Annotated in this window: 12 protein-coding genes and 3 tRNA genes; 10 read left to right on the forward strand and 5 right to left on the reverse strand. The window is 65.2% G+C overall.

The annotated features are described in order from the left end of the window. Nucleotides 1-149: 149 nt before the first annotated feature. Nucleotides 150-632 carry a GNAT family N-acetyltransferase gene (locus BLJ79_RS20100; RefSeq protein WP_071216566.1) on the forward strand — a complete coding sequence of 161 codons (483 nt, stop codon included), beginning with the start codon at nucleotides 150-152 and terminating at the stop codon, nucleotides 630-632. Nucleotides 633-718: 86 nt separating this feature from the next. Here BLJ79_RS20100 and BLJ79_RS20105 read toward each other — a convergent pair whose 3' ends face one another. Then, on the reverse strand, nucleotides 719-2,851 hold the full coding sequence (locus BLJ79_RS20105) for a catalase (RefSeq protein ID WP_083411506.1): 2,133 nt from the start codon (nucleotides 2,849-2,851) through the stop codon (nucleotides 719-721). Between the two features lie 265 nt (nucleotides 2,852-3,116). Beyond that, nucleotides 3,117-4,052: a 2-hydroxyacid dehydrogenase gene (locus tag BLJ79_RS20110; protein WP_071216568.1), complete on the reverse strand. Its 936-nt coding sequence runs from the start codon at nucleotides 4,050-4,052 to the stop codon at nucleotides 3,117-3,119. Between the two features lie 243 nt (nucleotides 4,053-4,295). On the opposite strand from BLJ79_RS20110, the gene BLJ79_RS20115 reads away from it, so the two are divergent. The 3 genes from BLJ79_RS20115 to BLJ79_RS20125 all read left to right on the forward strand — a co-directional run bounded on the left by BLJ79_RS20115 (nucleotide 4,296) and on the right by BLJ79_RS20125 (nucleotide 5,438). Beyond that, nucleotides 4,296-4,368, forward strand: a tRNA-Lys gene (locus BLJ79_RS20115). 162 nt (nucleotides 4,369-4,530) lie between these two features. Next, nucleotides 4,531-5,142 carry a DUF488 domain-containing protein gene (locus tag BLJ79_RS20120; protein ID WP_286135708.1) on the forward strand — a complete coding sequence of 204 codons (612 nt, stop codon included), beginning with the start codon at nucleotides 4,531-4,533 and terminating at the stop codon, nucleotides 5,140-5,142. Then, nucleotides 5,139-5,438: an MGMT family protein gene (locus BLJ79_RS20125; RefSeq protein ID WP_286135710.1), complete on the forward strand. Its 300-nt coding sequence runs from the start codon at nucleotides 5,139-5,141 to the stop codon at nucleotides 5,436-5,438. Before BLJ79_RS20120 ends, BLJ79_RS20125 begins: the two co-directional genes overlap by 4 nt. 314 nt (nucleotides 5,439-5,752) lie before the next feature. On the opposite strand, the gene BLJ79_RS20130 is transcribed toward BLJ79_RS20125, so the two are convergent. Next, a complete protein-coding gene (locus BLJ79_RS20130) occupies nucleotides 5,753-8,131 on the reverse strand; it encodes a hypothetical protein (RefSeq protein ID WP_139194991.1) in 2,379 nt (792 codons plus the stop codon). A 399-nt stretch (nucleotides 8,132-8,530) separates the two neighbouring features. On the opposite strand from BLJ79_RS20130, the gene BLJ79_RS20135 reads away from it, so the two are divergent. Together BLJ79_RS20135 and BLJ79_RS20140 are read left to right on the forward strand one after the other, a co-directional pair. Further along, nucleotides 8,531-8,603 (forward strand) — tRNA-Lys (locus BLJ79_RS20135). Between the two features lie 95 nt (nucleotides 8,604-8,698). After that, nucleotides 8,699-10,162, forward strand: coding sequence for an AAA family ATPase (locus BLJ79_RS20140; RefSeq protein ID WP_071216572.1), 1,464 nt, complete (start codon nucleotides 8,699-8,701; stop codon nucleotides 10,160-10,162). Nucleotides 10,163-10,231: 69 nt separating this feature from the next. On the opposite strand, the gene BLJ79_RS20145 is transcribed toward BLJ79_RS20140, so the two are convergent. Both BLJ79_RS20145 and BLJ79_RS20150 read right to left on the reverse strand, forming a co-directional pair. After that, complete coding sequence (locus BLJ79_RS20145; protein WP_071216573.1) at nucleotides 10,232-10,930, reverse strand: DUF6308 family protein; 699 nt, start codon at nucleotides 10,928-10,930, stop codon at nucleotides 10,232-10,234. 163 nt (nucleotides 10,931-11,093) lie between these two features. Further along, entirely contained in the window at nucleotides 11,094-11,297 is a 204-nt protein-coding gene (locus BLJ79_RS20150; RefSeq protein ID WP_071216575.1) for a hypothetical protein, read from the reverse strand. Between the two features lie 241 nt (nucleotides 11,298-11,538). Here BLJ79_RS20150 and bcp point away from each other — a divergent pair, with 241 nt between their 5' ends. The 4 genes from bcp to BLJ79_RS20170 all read left to right on the forward strand — a co-directional run bounded on the left by bcp (nucleotide 11,539) and on the right by BLJ79_RS20170 (nucleotide 15,763). Beyond that, the gene (bcp, locus tag BLJ79_RS20155) at nucleotides 11,539-12,036 is read left to right on the forward strand and encodes a thioredoxin-dependent thiol peroxidase (protein WP_071216576.1); all 498 of its coding nucleotides are present in this window, start codon (nucleotides 11,539-11,541) and stop codon (nucleotides 12,034-12,036) included. A gap of 90 nt (nucleotides 12,037-12,126) precedes the next feature. Further along, nucleotides 12,127-12,208 (forward strand) — tRNA-Leu (locus BLJ79_RS20160). Between the two features lie 138 nt (nucleotides 12,209-12,346). Beyond that, complete coding sequence (locus BLJ79_RS20165) at nucleotides 12,347-14,188, forward strand: ABC transporter substrate-binding protein (RefSeq protein ID WP_139194992.1); 1,842 nt, start codon at nucleotides 12,347-12,349, stop codon at nucleotides 14,186-14,188. Nucleotides 14,189-14,281: 93 nt separating this feature from the next. After that, on the forward strand, nucleotides 14,282-15,763 hold the full coding sequence (locus BLJ79_RS20170) for a malate:quinone oxidoreductase (RefSeq protein WP_071216579.1): 1,482 nt from the start codon (nucleotides 14,282-14,284) through the stop codon (nucleotides 15,761-15,763). Nucleotides 15,764-15,987: the final 224 nt, after the last annotated feature.

A 15,987-nucleotide genomic window follows, 5' to 3' on the forward strand; every position in this document is an offset into this window, starting at 1 on the left:
ATCTTGAATGGAGCATTCCATGAAGCTGCACCTTGGCCCATCATCATGTGCCCCCGTCTCCCATCTCCAATGGGGAAAAAACGAACTCCGACCGCACGTCGCGGGGTTCCAGCCTGCCATCCCGGCAACTACATTGGGCGGTGATCCGCATGCGGGTCATTGAAAACAACCAGAAACTGCGTCGCTACCAACTCTACGAGCGCGGCGACCTGGCCGGATTCGTTCAGTACAGCATGCGCGGCCAAGAGTTGTGGTTGCACTACACCCAACTCAAGCGCCGGTACAAGTCCGAAGAAGTCATCGAGTACCTGCTCCTGCACATCCTCGAAGACGTCCTACGGCGGCGTCTTGCCATTATGCCGTTCTGTCCGGCAATGCGTATCTTCATGCTTGAACGACCGGAGTATTCCTGTCTCGTGCCGGAGCTGTGGCAGGACCGTTTGCTGGTTCGCTCGACGGTGCCGCACCGGCCCATGGACCGGGTCCGCTACACCGGTTCCCCGAAGCGGCGCAGCACCGCCAAGCACCAGGGCGAAGGAACGCGGGTAGCCGTCTGGTCCGGGGTCCCCGCACAGGGACAGCTTCGGACGCAGTCGGCGTTCTGCAACGGGGCGCCGCTGCAAGGCACCTGAGGACAGCACCCATGCAGAGGGCCGGCCCCGGAATCGCTCCGGTGCCGGCCCTCTGCAATGGCTCTCCGCCGCCGAGGCGATGGCCCTCAGGAAGTGGACGTGTCGAACCGGGCCCACGCGCGGTGTCCGGCCAGCAGTTCGGCCACCCCCGCTATCGCCTCCTCCACTGCGGCCGTGGCCACGCCGAAGTCCGAGGCGGGCAACCCCGACCGTTCGAGCACCTTTGCCGCCTGCCCCACCGCCACGATGGCCTTGGACTGGCGGTAGGCCTCCTGCAGCAGCAGCACCAGCCGCGGATCCAGGCCGGCGGCCTCCGGAGGCACCACGGCACCCGCCTTGGTGTCCCGGTCCACCCGTGCCCCGGGTGCCGGAGCCAGCGCCTCGGCAACGACCAATGCATCGAACTCGATGGACCGGGCCGTGAGCAGCGTCCGGTCCACCGGCGACCCGTCGGCCAGCGAGCCGCCGATGGGGGCCACCAGCAGCGGGGTCATGCCCGCCAGGTTGGTCTCGGCGACCAGCCGTTCGACCACCGCGGCCTCGGTTGCGTGGCCGACCACGATCCCCACGACGCGGCCGTCCACCGGCCAGCTTTTCCCGATCTGCGAGACCGACGGGCACAACTCCGCGTCCTGCACTTCGGTGTCCGCTTCCGCTGCGGGGAGCCCCAGTTCCCGGGCCACGGCGGCGCAGAGCTGCGCATCGATATTGGCCAGGGCCTGGAGCTGGCGGGTCCGCACCGCCTCGCTGGCGCACTTGCCCAGCTCAAAGGCGTAGGCCTGCTGGACATGGAGCTGTTCAAGCGTCGACAGGCTCCGGTAAAACATCCGCGGCTGGGAGAAGTGGTCGTCGAAGGACACCGGATTGGCGCGTTCCTTGACGGATTCGGCGACGCGTTCGGGCACGTCGATGAAGGGCAGCGACGTGTTGGATCCCTCTCCGGCCATGAACGGGCAGCCCCCGTCCAGCGAATTCGGGTGGTAGGGCGCGATCCCCTCGTGGATGTAGCCCTGGTGCATGCCGTCCCGCAGCATGTCGTTGACCGGGGCATGGGGAAGGTTGATGGGCAGCTGTGAGAAGTTCGGTCCGCCGAGGCGGGTGAGCTGGGTGTCGATGTAGGAGAAGAGGCGCACCTGCAGCAGCGGGTCGTTGGTCACGTCGATGCCCGGCACCAGGTGCCCCGGGTGGAAGGCCACCTGCTCGGTCTCCGCGAAGTAGTTGGACGGGTTGCGGTCCAGCACCATCTTGCCCACTGTCATCACCGGTGCCAGCTCCTCGGGCACGAATTTGGTCGGATCGAGCAGGTCGATGCCTTGGAACATCTGTTCCTCGTTGTCCTCGAACACCTGCACGCCCAGCTCCCATTCGGGGAAGGCCCCGGCCTTGATGGCCTCGGCCAAATCGCGGCGGTGGAAGTCGGGATCCGCGCCGTTTGCCAGCATCGCTTCTTCCCAGACCAGCGAATGCACGCCCAGCCGTGGCTTCCAGTGGAACTTCACCAACGAGGTCGACCCGTCCGGGCCGCTCATCCTGAAGGTGTGCACCCCGAATCCCTCCATCATCCGGTAGGAGCGCGGGATCCCGCGGTCGGACATGTTCCACATGGTGTGGGCCTGGGCCTGGGTGTGCTCGGAGACGAAGTCCCAGAAGGTGTCGTGGGCCGATTGCGCCTGCGGGATCTCCAAATCYGGGTGCGGCTTGACCGCGTGCACCACGTCGGGGAACTTGATGCCGTCCTGGATGAAGAAGACCGGGATGTTGTTGCCGACCAGGTCGAAGACGCCCTCGGAGGTGTAGAACTTCGTGGCGAAGCCACGGGTGTCGCGGACGGTGTCGGCGGAGCCGCGCGACCCGGCGACGGTGGAGAAGCGCACGAAGACCGGGGTGGTGGCCCCCTCGGCGAGGAACCCCGCGCTGCAGATGCGCGATCCGGTTCCGTAGCCGGTGAACGTGCCGTGGGCCCCGGCCCCGCGGGCGTGGACCACCCGCTCCGGGATGCGCTCATGGTCGAAGTGCGTGATTTTTTCCCGCAGGTGGTGGTCCTGGAGCAGGATCGGTCCGCGCGGCCCGGCCTTGAGCGAATGGTCGGTGTCGCGCAGCGGCGTGCCCTGGCTGGTGGTCAGGGCGGTTCCCTGCGGATGGTCGGGATCGGCGTTCGAATTGGCCTTGGGGCCCTGCACCGGCTCGGGGACGACTGGTTCCGGGTTGCTGCTTTTCATGCCAAGACTCGCTTTCGCTCGGGCGCCCGCCCGAGCGGGCACGATCGATGGAACAAGGGCTTTGCCGGCCCGCACCAAACATGGACCCGCGATTGCGGCACGTCCCTGACGGGGCCGGCACCTCCACCGTAGGCCGCGGCACCGGGCACTAGTCAAGGAATCTGCACCCCGCACGCCGCACGCCGCGCGCCGCACCGTGGCATCCGCGGCCAGGGCCCCTGCCGCCTTCACTCTCGGGATCTTGCCGCCCGGCGGGGAGAAGGCGCTACGGCGCCGGGACCAGGTTCTCCCCCGGTTCCCCCTGCGCCCAGGCACGCAGCTGGCGCCTGAGCAGCGTTGTCATCCGCGGCAGGAACGCCTCGGTGTTCCCGCCATTGTGCGGGACCACCAGGGCGTTGGGCAGCTGCCAGATCGGATGGTCCGCCGGAAGCGGCTCGGGGTCGAACACATCGGAGGCGCAGCGCAGCCGCCCGGTCTGCAGCTCGGCCACCAGGGCGTCGGTGTCCACGACGGGGCCGCGGGCGACATTCACGACGACCGCACCGTCCGGCAGGGCGGCGAGCAGCTCGGCGTCCACCAGGTGGTGGGTTCCGGCGTTGTGCGGCACGATCAGGATCAGCACCTCGATGTCCTTGGCATGCTCCAGCAGGTTGCCGACCGCCAGGATCTCGCCGTGCTCGTCGGTGCGGGCGCGGGTGCCGAAGCGGCTCAGCTCGACCTCGAAGGGATCGAGCCGCCTGCGGATCTCCTCCCCGATTCCCCCGACGCCCACGATGGCGACCTTGCGGTCGGCCAGTCCGGGCCAGCGGGCCGGGTTCCAGCGGTTGGCGGCCTGGTCGCGCACCGACTCCCCGATGCCGCGCAGCGAGGCGATGGCCAGGCCCACGGCCAGCTCCGCGGTCGCTGCCGCATGCACCCCGGCCGCGGTGGCGACGGCAACGCCCGGGCCCACCAGCTCGTGGACGCCGTCGTACCCGGTGGTCTGGGTCTGGACCAGCGTCAGGTTCTTCGCCTTCCGGATTCCCTGCAGCTTCGAGAAGTTCGCCATGTAGGGGAAGATCGCCGCGTCGATGTCCTCGAGCTCCACGCCCACCGGTTCCCCGCCGATGTCCCAGACGCCGGCCACGAGGCCTTCGGGCAACGGGCCCACGGCCTCGAGCAGCTCGGAACTGGGAAAGGTCACAACGCGTATCGGCTTCATGTCCATCAGCGTAGGTCGCCGCCGGGGCCGGCCCAAGGATGAAACGCTGCATGGACATAAATGCGTGCGCATGTGACGCGGCATCGCCACCGACATCCGGAACCTTGCAACGACCCAACTCAAGCCGTTGTTTGTGACGTCAATCGCAAACCACCGTTTCGGTTTGCATTCGGCCGTCAAGCTGGTAGAGTTTCATGTCGTTGCAGAGCGCGGGAGCCACGAACTCCCAGCGAAACAACAGCCGCACCTCTAGCTCAATTGGCAGAGCAATTGACTCTTAATCAATGGGTTTCGGGTTCAAGTCCCGAGGGGTGCACAGTCATGAAGGCCCGGTTCGCCAAAGCGAACCGGGCCTTCTGCTTTCCCCGGAACCCGCACGAGGCATCCGCGGCACGCGACACGGCGTGGGCTGCGGTCCCCTGGCCTCCGGATGACGGGGTTTTTCCGGCCCGGCCCCTGTCCCGGAAGGCCCGGCAGCATGCGACGCTGCCTTGAAGGACGCTTTCGGGACGACCGGCGACAGGGGGCAGCGATGGGAACGGACGGCATGGGGCAGGCTGCTCCCCGGGTGATGACGATAGGCCATTCAACCCGGGAGTTTGACGAAGTGGTCCGGATGCTGCGTTCAAACGGCGTCACCGAACTGGTGGACGTGCGTTCGTTTCCGAACTCGCGGAAGTTCCCTCAGTGGAACCAGGCAACCATCGAAGGGGCGCTACCCGCAGGTATCGGCTACCGCTGGATCAGGGACCTGGGCGGGCGCCGGCACACGCCCGCCGGCACAGAAACCCCCAACGATGGGTGGAAGGTCAAGGCCTTCCGCGACTATGCCGATTACATGTCCACCGAGGCTTTCGCCGCCGGGCTCGCTGAACTCCTGGCCGTCGCGAGCTGCTCGGTGCCGGCAATCATGTGCAGCGAAGCGGTCCCGTGGCGCTGCCACCGCCGACTGGTCACCGATGCGTTGATAGTTGCGGGGGTCGAAGTCCTGGACATCATGTCGCCCGGCACCACCCGGCGCGCGAAGCTGACGTCCTTTGCCCAGGTGCAGGACGGGAAGATCACCTATCCCGCAACCGAAGGGGAATGAGCATGGAACCGGTGGAGGTTGTCCGCGCAATCGTGGTGTCGATCCCTGCCGGATCCGTGGCCAGCTACGGCGAGATCGGACGCTTGGCGGGCGTCGGTCCGCGCCAGGCCGGCCGCCTGGTTGCCCGGCTCGACGAGGATGTGCCGTGGTGGCGGGTGGTGTATGCCGATGGCACGCCGGCCACCTGCCACGACGGAGGCGCGCGGGCGTTGCTGGAGGCCGAAGGCGTCCCGTTCCGCGACGGTCGCGTCGACATCGGGAAGATCCGCGGCGATGGAATCCCCGGTCAGGAATAGGCGCAGCGGCAAGGCGTTCTCTACGCGGTATCGACGGCGCTGCCGATCCCCCGGCGGGATCGAATGCCGCCCGGGATTCGGCCCGTCGCGGGGGTGCAGACCGCGTTTTGCGCGGTTTCAGGGCCGGCTTCAATCCAGAACCGGCCTGTTGCCGGATCTTCAGGGCCGAGGATGAAACGGCCTCCCCGGTGTACCGGGCAGTGTCGGTGACCTCGACGCTCCGGTCGGTACGTGACGGGTTTCCCTTTGGCCGTGCCGGCTCCGGGTCGCCTCGGGCTCCAGCACACCGCTCCGGGCCTCACGGCACCCCCTGGCTACGGCATCTTGCCGGCAAGGATTCTCTTGGCGGCGGTCCCGCGATTCCCGGAGCATTTTTTGGTGTAGCCGCCGTTCCGGATGTCTCCGCCCATGGCCTTGGCCATGCAGTCGGCCACCTGCTCGGTGCCGCCCCCATTGTTCCGGCCGTAGATCTTGTTCAGCCGGGCCTCCATTTTCCCCATGCCGTTTACCCCGTGAAGCTTGACCGCGAGTTTGAATGTCCGGATGTGGGCGCATTCGTGCAGGGCCACGAATTTCATGCCGCCGCCCTTGGAATAGTTCGGGGACATTTCAATGCGGTAGGACGGGTACCAAGCGGTGCTGGAGTAGTTCAGCTGTCCCCCGTACCTCTTCGGCGCGTAGACCACGACCTGGTTCGGGCAATAGCGCTTCATGTAGTCATGGGCGGTCTTGATGTACCCCTTGTAGTGCTTCGGGTTCATGTGCTTGATCTTCGTGGACGGGCTGGTCCAGGCCTTTTCGTAGGCAGTCTCGGACACCCGGACCCGGTACTTGACGGAGACCGTTGCCGATTCCTTCGGAGTCGTGAAACGGCCGGCGGCATCGCCATACTTGCCCTTTTTCAGGATCACCTTCTGCACGTTCTTCCACTTGCCGCCTCGATATTGCTGGAGGTAGGCGGTCCTTGTGGAGAGGACGTAGCTGAGTTGCACCGAATCCGAACGCCGATCGCCGGAGGCAATGTGCCCCTCGGCATCCTGGAACAGGTTTCCCCATCCGCCCAGGTAGCCCTTCGTGGCCTTCCGCGCGTACTTCGCGGTCGTTGCCTTGGATGTGGCCTGAATTTTTCCGGCTCGAGTGACTACCGCGCGCAGGGCAACGGTGCCTTCCCTCGCAACGGTGAAACTGGCGGTGGCGGAATATCCCTCGGCGGCAATCTTGCGCGTCCATACCTGCTTCCAGGTCTTGCCCTTCAGTGCCTGGACGGACAGAACGCTGCCCTTGGGCAGGTCGCCTAGAATTTTCAACGTCTTCTTGGGGTTGTGCTGCTGCCCGCTGGCTTGGAGACTGACGAAGGGCTTCGACGGCCCCTTGCCGGCGACGGCGCGGTACCCCATATCCGACGAATAGGCAGTTCCCTGGCCGGGCCTGGCGCCTTCAGCCCGAAGTTCAATGTTCGCTGTCTTGGCAAGCTTGAAAGGGATGCGCAGCGTGTAGCTGCTTGCGGTGGCGGGCTTAGAAGCCTTCCACAGCGTCACGTCCTTTCCGGCGACCTGCTTCAACCTGACGGTCAGTCCGCGTCCGTCGGTCACCTTGACGAAAGCCACGTTGACCTTCTTGTCGGGGATGACAAGCTGGAGCTTAGGCTTTGTTGGCGCATCGTAGGCGAGCTTCAGGATCGGCGATGCGTGCTTCACGCTCGTGCCGGACAGGACGACGGCCCGGAAGGAATGAGTGCCGTTGCCGGTGAGTTTATAGGCCATTTCCACGGCTTCCGCGTAGTGGTCGCCAAACCTCTCCCCGACTCCAACCTTTGTCCAGGTCTTGCCGACGAGCCGCTGAAGGACCGGGGCCTGTCCCAGCAGGCCCGACCCAACCACGGTGAAGGTGGCTTGGTTTTCCCACTTCTGGCGGGGAGCGGATGAGAGCTTCAGGGTTGGCATCGGAATCGACGAGAGGACGACGACGTTCTTGGAAACCGCTGCGACCGTGCTCCCGGAGAGAGCCACCACGCGGTAGGTGAACTTTCCCGAAGAAGTCAGCTCGTGCTCCAGGTCGATTTCCTCGTCAAAGTGGCCATAGAACGGGTCACTCGTGGCGACGGTCGCCCACGTGGACCCGCGCAGCACCTGCAGCCTGACCGGAAGTCCTTCCAACCCGTTGCCGAGCACGTTGAACGAAACAGATGTTTCGCCGGGGCCCGGAGCCGAGGCGGTCAGCTTCAAATGTGGCGCCGGAATCGGTGATGCGACAGTGATTGCCCTAGAGACAGTTGTCCCGGAGCTGAGCGCTGCCCGGAACGTCTTGGAACCGGAATCGGTGAATTCACGATCGAACACGATTTCTTCACCATCGAAATCCACCGTCCAATCCGAACTCTGAACCGTTTTCCAGGTATCCCCCGACTGCATCTGCAGGATGACCTTTTTGCCGATTACGCCTTTTGCCGTGACCGTCAATTGCACCCAGCTGTCTCCGGGCGAAGCCGGCTGGACACTCAGGCTCAACGAGCCCGTCACTGCGGCGGCCGGTCCGCCGGCGGCAAGAACCCCCGCCAAAGCGACGAACATCGCCATCAAAATTGCGGTCATTTTTCTCAAGATGATTCCCCCCAAGAGGCCGTGGCCCCGAACTGTTCCTGCGAGTCGGTTGGCCCGCACGAGCACTATCCCTAGGACAGCCGTCACGAACATTACTACAATCTCCGGCGGTTTCATCGGCTGACTAGTAACGAATTATTCACGGACAATGAAGAAGAGCAGAAACGAGGTGACGGGGTCCAAGATTCCGGGGACGTGGGCGAAACACGCGTCCTCGGACCACGCCCCGGATGCGCCGCGCTTGGGCTGCTCCGCCACGAAAGAGGCCCGAATCGCGAATTGTGCCCACCATCACAAACCCCATTTCATCCCCCAAGGTGCCAAAGCATCACGTTTCACACCTGGAAAGACGCTGAAATCCGCATGAAATCAAGGCATTTGGCATGCCGCGCGTTCATGGAATCACGGATTTTATTTCCATGGCACTTTCTGGTTATGATTATCTGCGTCGCAAGGACGGGCTCCGCACGGGGCGCTGACCGAAGCGACTAAGCACCTCTAGCTCAATTGGCAGAGCAATTGACTCTTAATCAATGGGTTTCGGGTTCAAGTCCCGAGGGGTGCACGGTGAGAAAGACCCGATCTGTTTCGACAGATCGGGTCTTTCGTTTTCCCGCTGACGTCGCCCAAATCATTGGTGCCCGCTGATAGGCTCCGCTCATGGACGAACAGCTGGCATCCTTCCTTCGCGATTTCTCCAAGCTAACAACCCTGGCCTCCATGGCCTCCGACGTCACCGGCGGCACCCCGCTGCTGCCGGCTGTCGCGGCGCACCTCGGCACGGAGCCGGGGCGACTGCCCGTAGTGGTCGAATCCTTTCCCGCACATCGGCTGGCGGACGCCTCGGGAATCCTGAACGATCTGGTTGAAGCCGACTCCGGCGCACGGATCCACGGACTGACCGGCCAGCAGCGCCACCACATGGACCTTTCGGACCTGGTCTCCAGCAACGGCATGCATGCCGGGTGGCTCGGCGAGCCGGACTACGAGACAGTTTCGGTCGGCCCGGACGAGGAACGCCGAATCGTCTCCTTCGGACTCTTCCTCTTCMCTCGCGCCGGAAACCCCATGGCGGTGCTGATGCGGCAAGCCAATCCCCAGTACGGCCGCGAACGCGCCACCGTGGAAGTCCTCGGAGCCAGCCCGGATGCGGTGGATGAGTTCCTCAAGCACTTCAAGACGTCCCTTCGCGAAAACAGCATCTTCCGCGGCCACGTCATCTCCTTCACCGCCAACGACTATTCCTCGTCCGCCGCGGGGATCACCTTCCACCGCCGGGCCAACGTGGCGGCCGGGGACGTGGTGTTGCCGCCGGGGACCCTCGAGCGGATCGAGGCACAGGTCCTGGGCGTCGGCAAGCACCGCGAGAAGCTCCTGGCGCACGGGGCGCACCTGAAGCGCGGGGTGCTGCTCTACGGTCCTCCGGGCACCGGCAAGACGCACACGGTGCGCTACCTGGCCTCGGCAGCGGCCGAGCACACCATCATCCTGCTCTCGGGCAACACCCTGGCCTTTGTCAGCGAGGCAGCGCGCATGGCACGGGCCCTGCAGCCGGCCATCGTGGTGCTCGAGGACTGCGACCTCGTGGCCGAGGACAGGAGCTTCGGCCATGGGCCCCAGCCGCTGCTCTTCGAGGTGCTCGATGCCATGGACGGGCTGGACACCGATGCGGATGTGGCGTTCCTGCTCACCACCAACCGGGTTGAGCTGCTCGAGGAGGCCCTGGTGCAGCGGCCGGGTCGCGTCGATCTTGCCGTCGCGGTGCCGCGTCCCGACACGGCGGCCCGGCGCGCGCTGCTGGAACTCTACGGATCCAGGCTCAACCCCTCCGCACGCACCATCAAGGACATCGCCGGGCAGATCGAGGGAACGACCGCCTCATTTGCCAAGGAGCTGACCCGCCGGGCCATCCTGCTTGCGGCCCTGGCCGGCGAGGAGCCTTCAGATGCGCATTTGTCGGCGGCTGCCACCGAGCTCATGTCGGATGCCGCGTCGCTGACACGCAGCCTGCTGGGAGGGACCGGGGAGAACGGATCGGAGCCGGATCCCGAATCGAGCCAGGGATACTTTGGGGCCGGGCCCGGGATCGCTCCGGAAGCACCCGGAACCATGGGCTGGTCCTGACGCCCCGGTTCCCYGAGCTTCCAGCCTTCCCAGCAGGCCCCGGCGAATGCCCGTTGGTCGACGGCAGCGTCAGTTGCTATTGCCAGAAGACTTCTTGCGTTCGCCCTTTCGGTGGTGCATCCAGATCACCACGTCGAGGATGCGCAGCAACGACTTGTCGGACAATCCGGACTGTTCACGCAAAACACCCAGGCGCTGTGAAAGCGTCAACGTGGCAGATACGTTTGCATCTTGTGCTGCGTGCGGCGTCAGGGCCTGGTACCACAACGACCAATGATGCCTGCTGGATTTCATGCCGGTGGCATCTGCAACCACCGAGTCATAGATCGGAATGAGGTGCGGCCGCTTTCGCGCCATGATCTTGCTCGCGGTCGTTGCACCAATTCCCCAGCGCTCAGAGCCATTGCGCCTCAGTAGATCCCATAATTCCTGGGCAGGGCCCGCCGGACCCAAAAGGTCGTCAAATTCTCCCTGGCTCAGCTCCTCAAACTTGACGGAGGGGTCCAGCTTCCGCAAGAGACCCGAAATCCTCGCTGCGTCCTGGCCAATGATTGCGAGAGCCGCTTCTGCAGGGACGTGCACGCTCAGCATGGAGACTGCCAATAGATCCGATGCGGTGATGGCGAAGGGATCACCATTGCCGCCCTCGCCAAAGGTTTCAAAGTTCAAGCCAAGAAACCCGTTTTGACCCGCCCCATTGCCGAAGTACCTTTCCAGGTACCGCAGAGCTTGGGTGTCGGTGATTTCCTGCATAGCCTTGTTCGGCATGCTTCCCCCTTCTGGTTCCACTGCACGTTCCGCGAAACTCATTCGCGAATGCCTGTCACCGTAGCCCGGCCTCCCAGGTGCTATCCCTCGCCACGCCGGCATTGGAACGGTCCCGTTGCATTCCTAAACACATGAGCCGCCGCTGAGCTTCAACCCCACGCGGTCACCATCCGTTGTTGCGGATGGCCGCACGCGTGCGTGCGGAGCGCGAGCCCACCCGGTTGGTCGCGCCGGTGCGGTGGATGCGGGCCAGCTGGTCTTCATGCGTCCCCGCGGCACCTGATGCCGCGAACGCCACGCGCTGGGCAACGAGCTCCTCGGGCAGCGCGAAGCCCGCGGACGAAGCGGAAGATTTTTTCTTGGACATGAAACGGGCCCTAACGTGAATGATTGACATCTCTCAATCACTCATATTAGGGGCCTTGATCCCACAACACCAGCGACGGACTTCGCGCCGCCGCCGGATTCCGCGGACCTTGCCTTCCTGCCACGGACCCGCACCACCGGAATGCTGCCGGCAGCCAGCCACGGTCTTGTCATCACCCATTCGAGATAGGCTCATAGGCAGAACCCGTCGACACCCCAAAACCTTAGGGAGCACCACACCGATGAGCGAGAACACCACTGCCGAAGCCGTCCGCCTGTCAGCCGGCGACTCCGCCCCGAACTTCACCCTGACCGACGCCCGCGGCCAGGAACTGGCCCTGTCCTCGCTGCGCGGGAAGAAGACCATCGTGTACTTCTACCCGGCCGCCTCCACCCCGGGCTGCACCAAGCAGGCCTGCGACTTCCGTGATTCCCTCGAATCCCTGGCCTCCGCCGGCTACCAGGTCGTGGGCATCTCCCCCGATGCCCCGGCCAAGCTGGCCAAGTTCACCGAGAAGGAAGAACTGACCTTCCCGCTGCTGGCCGACGAGGACCACGCCGTGGCCGCGGCCTACGGCGCCTGGGGCGAGAAGAAGAACTACGGCCGCACCTACGAGGGCCTGATCCGCTCCACGATCGTGGTTGACGAGAACGGAATCGTTGAGGTGGCGCAGTACAACGTGCGAGCCACAGGGCACGTGGCGAAATTGCGTCGTGATTTGGGAATCGACCCCAAATAAAGTTTCGCCCTCAGCCCAAAAGCGATAAATCGGGCCGAAAATCTCCGCTAGACTGATTCCTGCCGAACTTCGAAAGCGGTTCGCTGCCTTGCGAGCGTGGCGGAATTGGTAGACGCGCTGGATTTAGGTTCCAGTGTCTTCGGACGTGGGGGTTCAAGTCCCCCCGCTCGCACTCCTGAGCCGCAGACCTCCCCTCGGGGACCAGCGGCATCGCGCAGGGCCCCCGGATGATTTCGGGGGCCCTGCTCGTTAACAACCTGCAGCGGCCAGCCACGACCGTGGAGCCCAAAACACTGACGAGGAGTCTTTGGTGCCAAGCCAGCCGCACAGCCTTCAACCACCGAGCGCCAGCCGCCGCGCCTTCCTGGCCGGGGGCCTGGGGCTTGGCGCCCTGGCCCTGGCCGGTTGCGTCCCGAAGGAAGCCCCGGTGCCCCCCAGCCCCACCGCCAGTGCCGAACCGGCCATCCGCACCTTCCACTTCGGCTCCGCCGCCGACCCGGTGACCCTGGACCCGTCAATCTCCGGGGACAACGAGACCTTCCGCGTCACCCGCCAGATCTACGAGGGGCTCATCGGGGTAGACCGCGAGACCGGCGCCCCGATCCCGCTGCTGGCCACCGACTGGATCGTCAGCCCCGATAGGCTGCAATACACCTTCGTCCTGCGCCACGGGGTCAAGTTCCACGACGGCGCCGACTTCAACGCGGCGGCCGTGGTCACCAACTTCGAACACTGGGTGGCCCTGCCCGCCGACGTGCGCGCCAACTCCGACCAGGGCTTCACCCAGGTCTTCCGGCACAACGACCAGCTGCCGGTGCTGCCCAAGACCATCCCCAAGCCCGAGCCGACCCTCGATGCCAACGGCGACGAAATTGTCGACCCGCAGCAGGCTGCGCACCACGCCGCCCAGCTCGAACTGCTCGAGTCGCTGCGCAAGCAACTCAAGGACGACCCCTTCGTGGGCGCCAACACCGGAGGGACAGCCAGCTACTTCGGATCCATCAAGGCCGCCGACACCCACACCGTGGTGCTCACGCTGCGCAAGCCCATCACCGGGCTCATCGAGGCACTAACGCTGCCGGGCCTGGCCATCGCCTCGCCCCGGGCACTGGCCACCGCGCCGGAGTCCGGGCGGACGGACTCGGCGCTCTCCGCGCAACCGGTGGGCACCGGGCCCTACAAGTTCATGGCCTGGAAGGACGGGGCCATCACGCTGCGCTCCTTCCCCGACTACTGGGACGCCGACGCCGTCGCGGCCAACACCACCGCCCCCACGATCGTGGTCTTCCAGGAGATCAGCACGCCGGCCGGGCGCCTGGGCGCGCTGGGCCGGAAGGAAATCGACGGCTTCGACATGGTCACCGTCACGGGCCTGCGCGAGCTGGTGCGCGAGGGCAAGCTGATCGTGCAGCGCGACCCGTATTCGGTCACCTACCTGGGCATGAACCGGTCCAACGAGTGGCTGGCCAAGGACGAGTTCCGCCGCGCGATCGCCCACGGCATCGACCGGAACAGGATCATCGAGCAGTTCTTCATCTCCGGCACCAAGGAGGCCCGCGGCTTTTTGCCGGCCTCGCTGGGCATCAAGACCTCCGACACGTACTACGGGCCCGACGCCAAGCGCGCCAAGGAGCTGCTCGAATCCTGCGGCTACGACGGGACCCCCATCCCGTTCCTGTACCCGCTGAACATCTCCCGGGCCTACCTGCCGCTGCCCGAGCTCATCTATGCCGAGCTCTCCCGGCAGCTGGCCCTGGTCGGCATCAAGATCCGGCCGGTGCCCATCGACTGGACGGACGGCTACGTGTCCAAGGTCCGCTCGGGGAACATCCCGGGGCTGCACCTGCTGGGCTTCAACGGCGGCTACCGGGACCCGGACGACTTCATGGGCGCGCTGTTCGCCTCGAACAACCGGCAATTCGACTACGACTCCCCCATCCTCACCGCCCAGGTGCTGCTAGCCCGCTCCATGCCCGCCGGCGAGGAACGCGTGGCCGCCTACGAGGATCTGTCCAACACCTTGGCCCGGGACCTGCCGGCCCTGCCGCTGGCCTTCCCGATCTCCGCGCTGGCCTTCAACGACACCGTGAAGAACTATCCTTCCTCCCCGGTGCTGGATGAAGTCTTCTCGGATGTGAAACTCAACACTTAATACCACTGGTGTCAAGCCACCAATTTCATCCAGACCCCCGCATCAAGCTAGCCTTGCGTAGAGTCTAGAAGAACTTTCAATGGAGAACCCCTCGTGCCTTCTGAATCCACCAGCCAATCATTCGACGTCGTCCTCATCGGCGCCGGTGTCATGAGCGCAACGCTCGGTACCCTGATCAAGCAGCTGGAGCCGGGGTGGAGCATTGGACTTTTCGAGAACCTGGACCAGGCCGGCCTCGAGTCCTCCTCACCCTGGAACAACGCCGGCACCGGCCACTCGGCCCTGTGCGAGCTGAACTACACCGCCGCGGGCCCCGACGGCACCGTCGACCCGGCCAAGGCCATCGGCATCAACGAGCAGTTCCAGGTCACGCGCCAGTTCTTCTCCCACTTGGTGAAGAACAAGCAGGTCGGCGATCCGTCCAGCTTCATCAACCCGCTGCCGCACATGAGCTTCGTCATCGGCGAGGACAACGCCAAGTACCTCAAGACACGCTATGAGGCCCTGAAGCCGAACACGCTGTTCAACGAGATCGAGCACACCGAGGACCTGGACACCATCAAGTCCTGGACCCCGCTGGTGGCCAACGGCCGCGACGAGTCCCAGCGCGTGGCAGCTTCCCGCGTCACCTCCGGCACCGACGTGGACTTCGGTTCGCTCACCCGCCAGATGACCGACGACCTCGCCGCCAAGGGCGCCGAGGTCAACTACGGCCACCGCGTCAAGGGCATCAAGCGCGACGGCGCCGGCTGGACCGTCACGGTCCGCAACAACGCCACCAAGGCCGCCCGCACCGTCAAGGCCAAGTTCGTCTTCGTCGGCGCCGGCGGCGGCGCCCTGGGCCTGCTGCAGAAGGCCGGCATCGAGGAAATCAAGGGCTTCGGCGGCTTCCCGGTCTCCGGCCAGTTCCTGCGCTGCACCGACGACGCGATCATCGACCAGCACCACGCCAAGGTCTACGGCCAGGCCTCGGTCGGCGCCCCGCCGATGAGCGTGCCGCACCTGGACACCCGCTTCGTCGACGGCAAGCGCTCGCTGATGTTCGGCCCCTACGCCGGCTTCTCCACCAATTTCCTCAAGACCTCCTCGCTGCTGGACCTGCCGCTTTCCATCCGCGCGCACAACATCCTGCCGATGCTCGCCGTGGGCAAGGACAACCTGGACCTGACCATGTACCTGATCAAGGAAGTGCTCAAGTCCCGGTCCAAGAAGGACGACGCGCTGCGCGAGTACCTGCCCGAGGCCACCGGTGAGAAGTGGGAACTGATCACCGCCGGACAGCGCGTGCAGGTCATCAAGAAGGACGCCAAGAAGGGCGGCGTGCTGCAGTTCGGCACCGAGGTCATCACCTCCGCCGACGGCACCATCTCGGGCCTGCTCGGAGCCTCCCCGGGTGCCTCGACCGCGACCCCGATCATGATCGGCCTGCTGGGCCGCTGCTTCCCCAAGCAGTTCTCCGGCTGGGAGTCCAAGCTCAAGGAGATCATCCCGTCCTACGGCGTGAAGCTCAACGAGAACCCCTCCCTCTACGCAGAGGTGCGCGCCGAGACCGACAGGCTGCTCAAGCTGACATAAGGCCCGTGCACGCTCCGGCCCGGATTCCCGCAAGGGAGTCCGGGCCGTCGTTGTCCGTCGCGCAATTCCCTTGAACGGCACGTGCCCGGGTGCTTTGCTTGTTGTGGATGCCCGGTGCCTCTGCCCGCCGACGTTGCGCCCACACACGGGGACCGACGCGACGGCAGGCAGCCAATCCGGTCCGTCGGTGAACAGCACCCGGAAGGACCATCCGGTAAGGACAA

This window comes from Arthrobacter sp. UCD-GKA (assembly GCF_001863355.1).
Classification (GTDB): domain Bacteria; phylum Actinomycetota; class Actinomycetes; order Actinomycetales; family Micrococcaceae; genus Paeniglutamicibacter.

What these genes read in the sequence shown, in the direction of transcription:
- BLJ79_RS20100 (WP_071216566.1), top strand. Translation starts at nt 150, where the DNA reads ATGCGGGTCATTGAAAACAACCAGAAACTGCGTCGCTACCAACTCTAC.
- BLJ79_RS20110 (WP_071216568.1), bottom strand. Translation starts at nt 4,052, where the DNA reads ATGAAGCCGATACGCGTTGTGACCTTTCCCAGTTCCGAGCTGCTCGAG.
- BLJ79_RS20120 (WP_286135708.1), top strand. Translation starts at nt 4,531, where the DNA reads ATGCGACGCTGCCTTGAAGGACGCTTTCGGGACGACCGGCGACAGGGG.
- BLJ79_RS20125 (WP_286135710.1), top strand. Translation starts at nt 5,139, where the DNA reads ATGAGCATGGAACCGGTGGAGGTTGTCCGCGCAATCGTGGTGTCGATC.
- BLJ79_RS20130 (WP_139194991.1), bottom strand. Translation starts at nt 8,131, where the DNA reads ATGTTCGTGACGGCTGTCCTAGGGATAGTGCTCGTGCGGGCCAACCGA.
- BLJ79_RS20145 (WP_071216573.1), bottom strand. Translation starts at nt 10,930, where the DNA reads ATGCCGAACAAGGCTATGCAGGAAATCACCGACACCCAAGCTCTGCGG.
- BLJ79_RS20150 (WP_071216575.1), bottom strand. Translation starts at nt 11,297, where the DNA reads ATGTCCAAGAAAAAATCTTCCGCTTCGTCCGCGGGCTTCGCGCTGCCC.
- bcp (WP_071216576.1), top strand. Translation starts at nt 11,539, where the DNA reads ATGAGCGAGAACACCACTGCCGAAGCCGTCCGCCTGTCAGCCGGCGAC.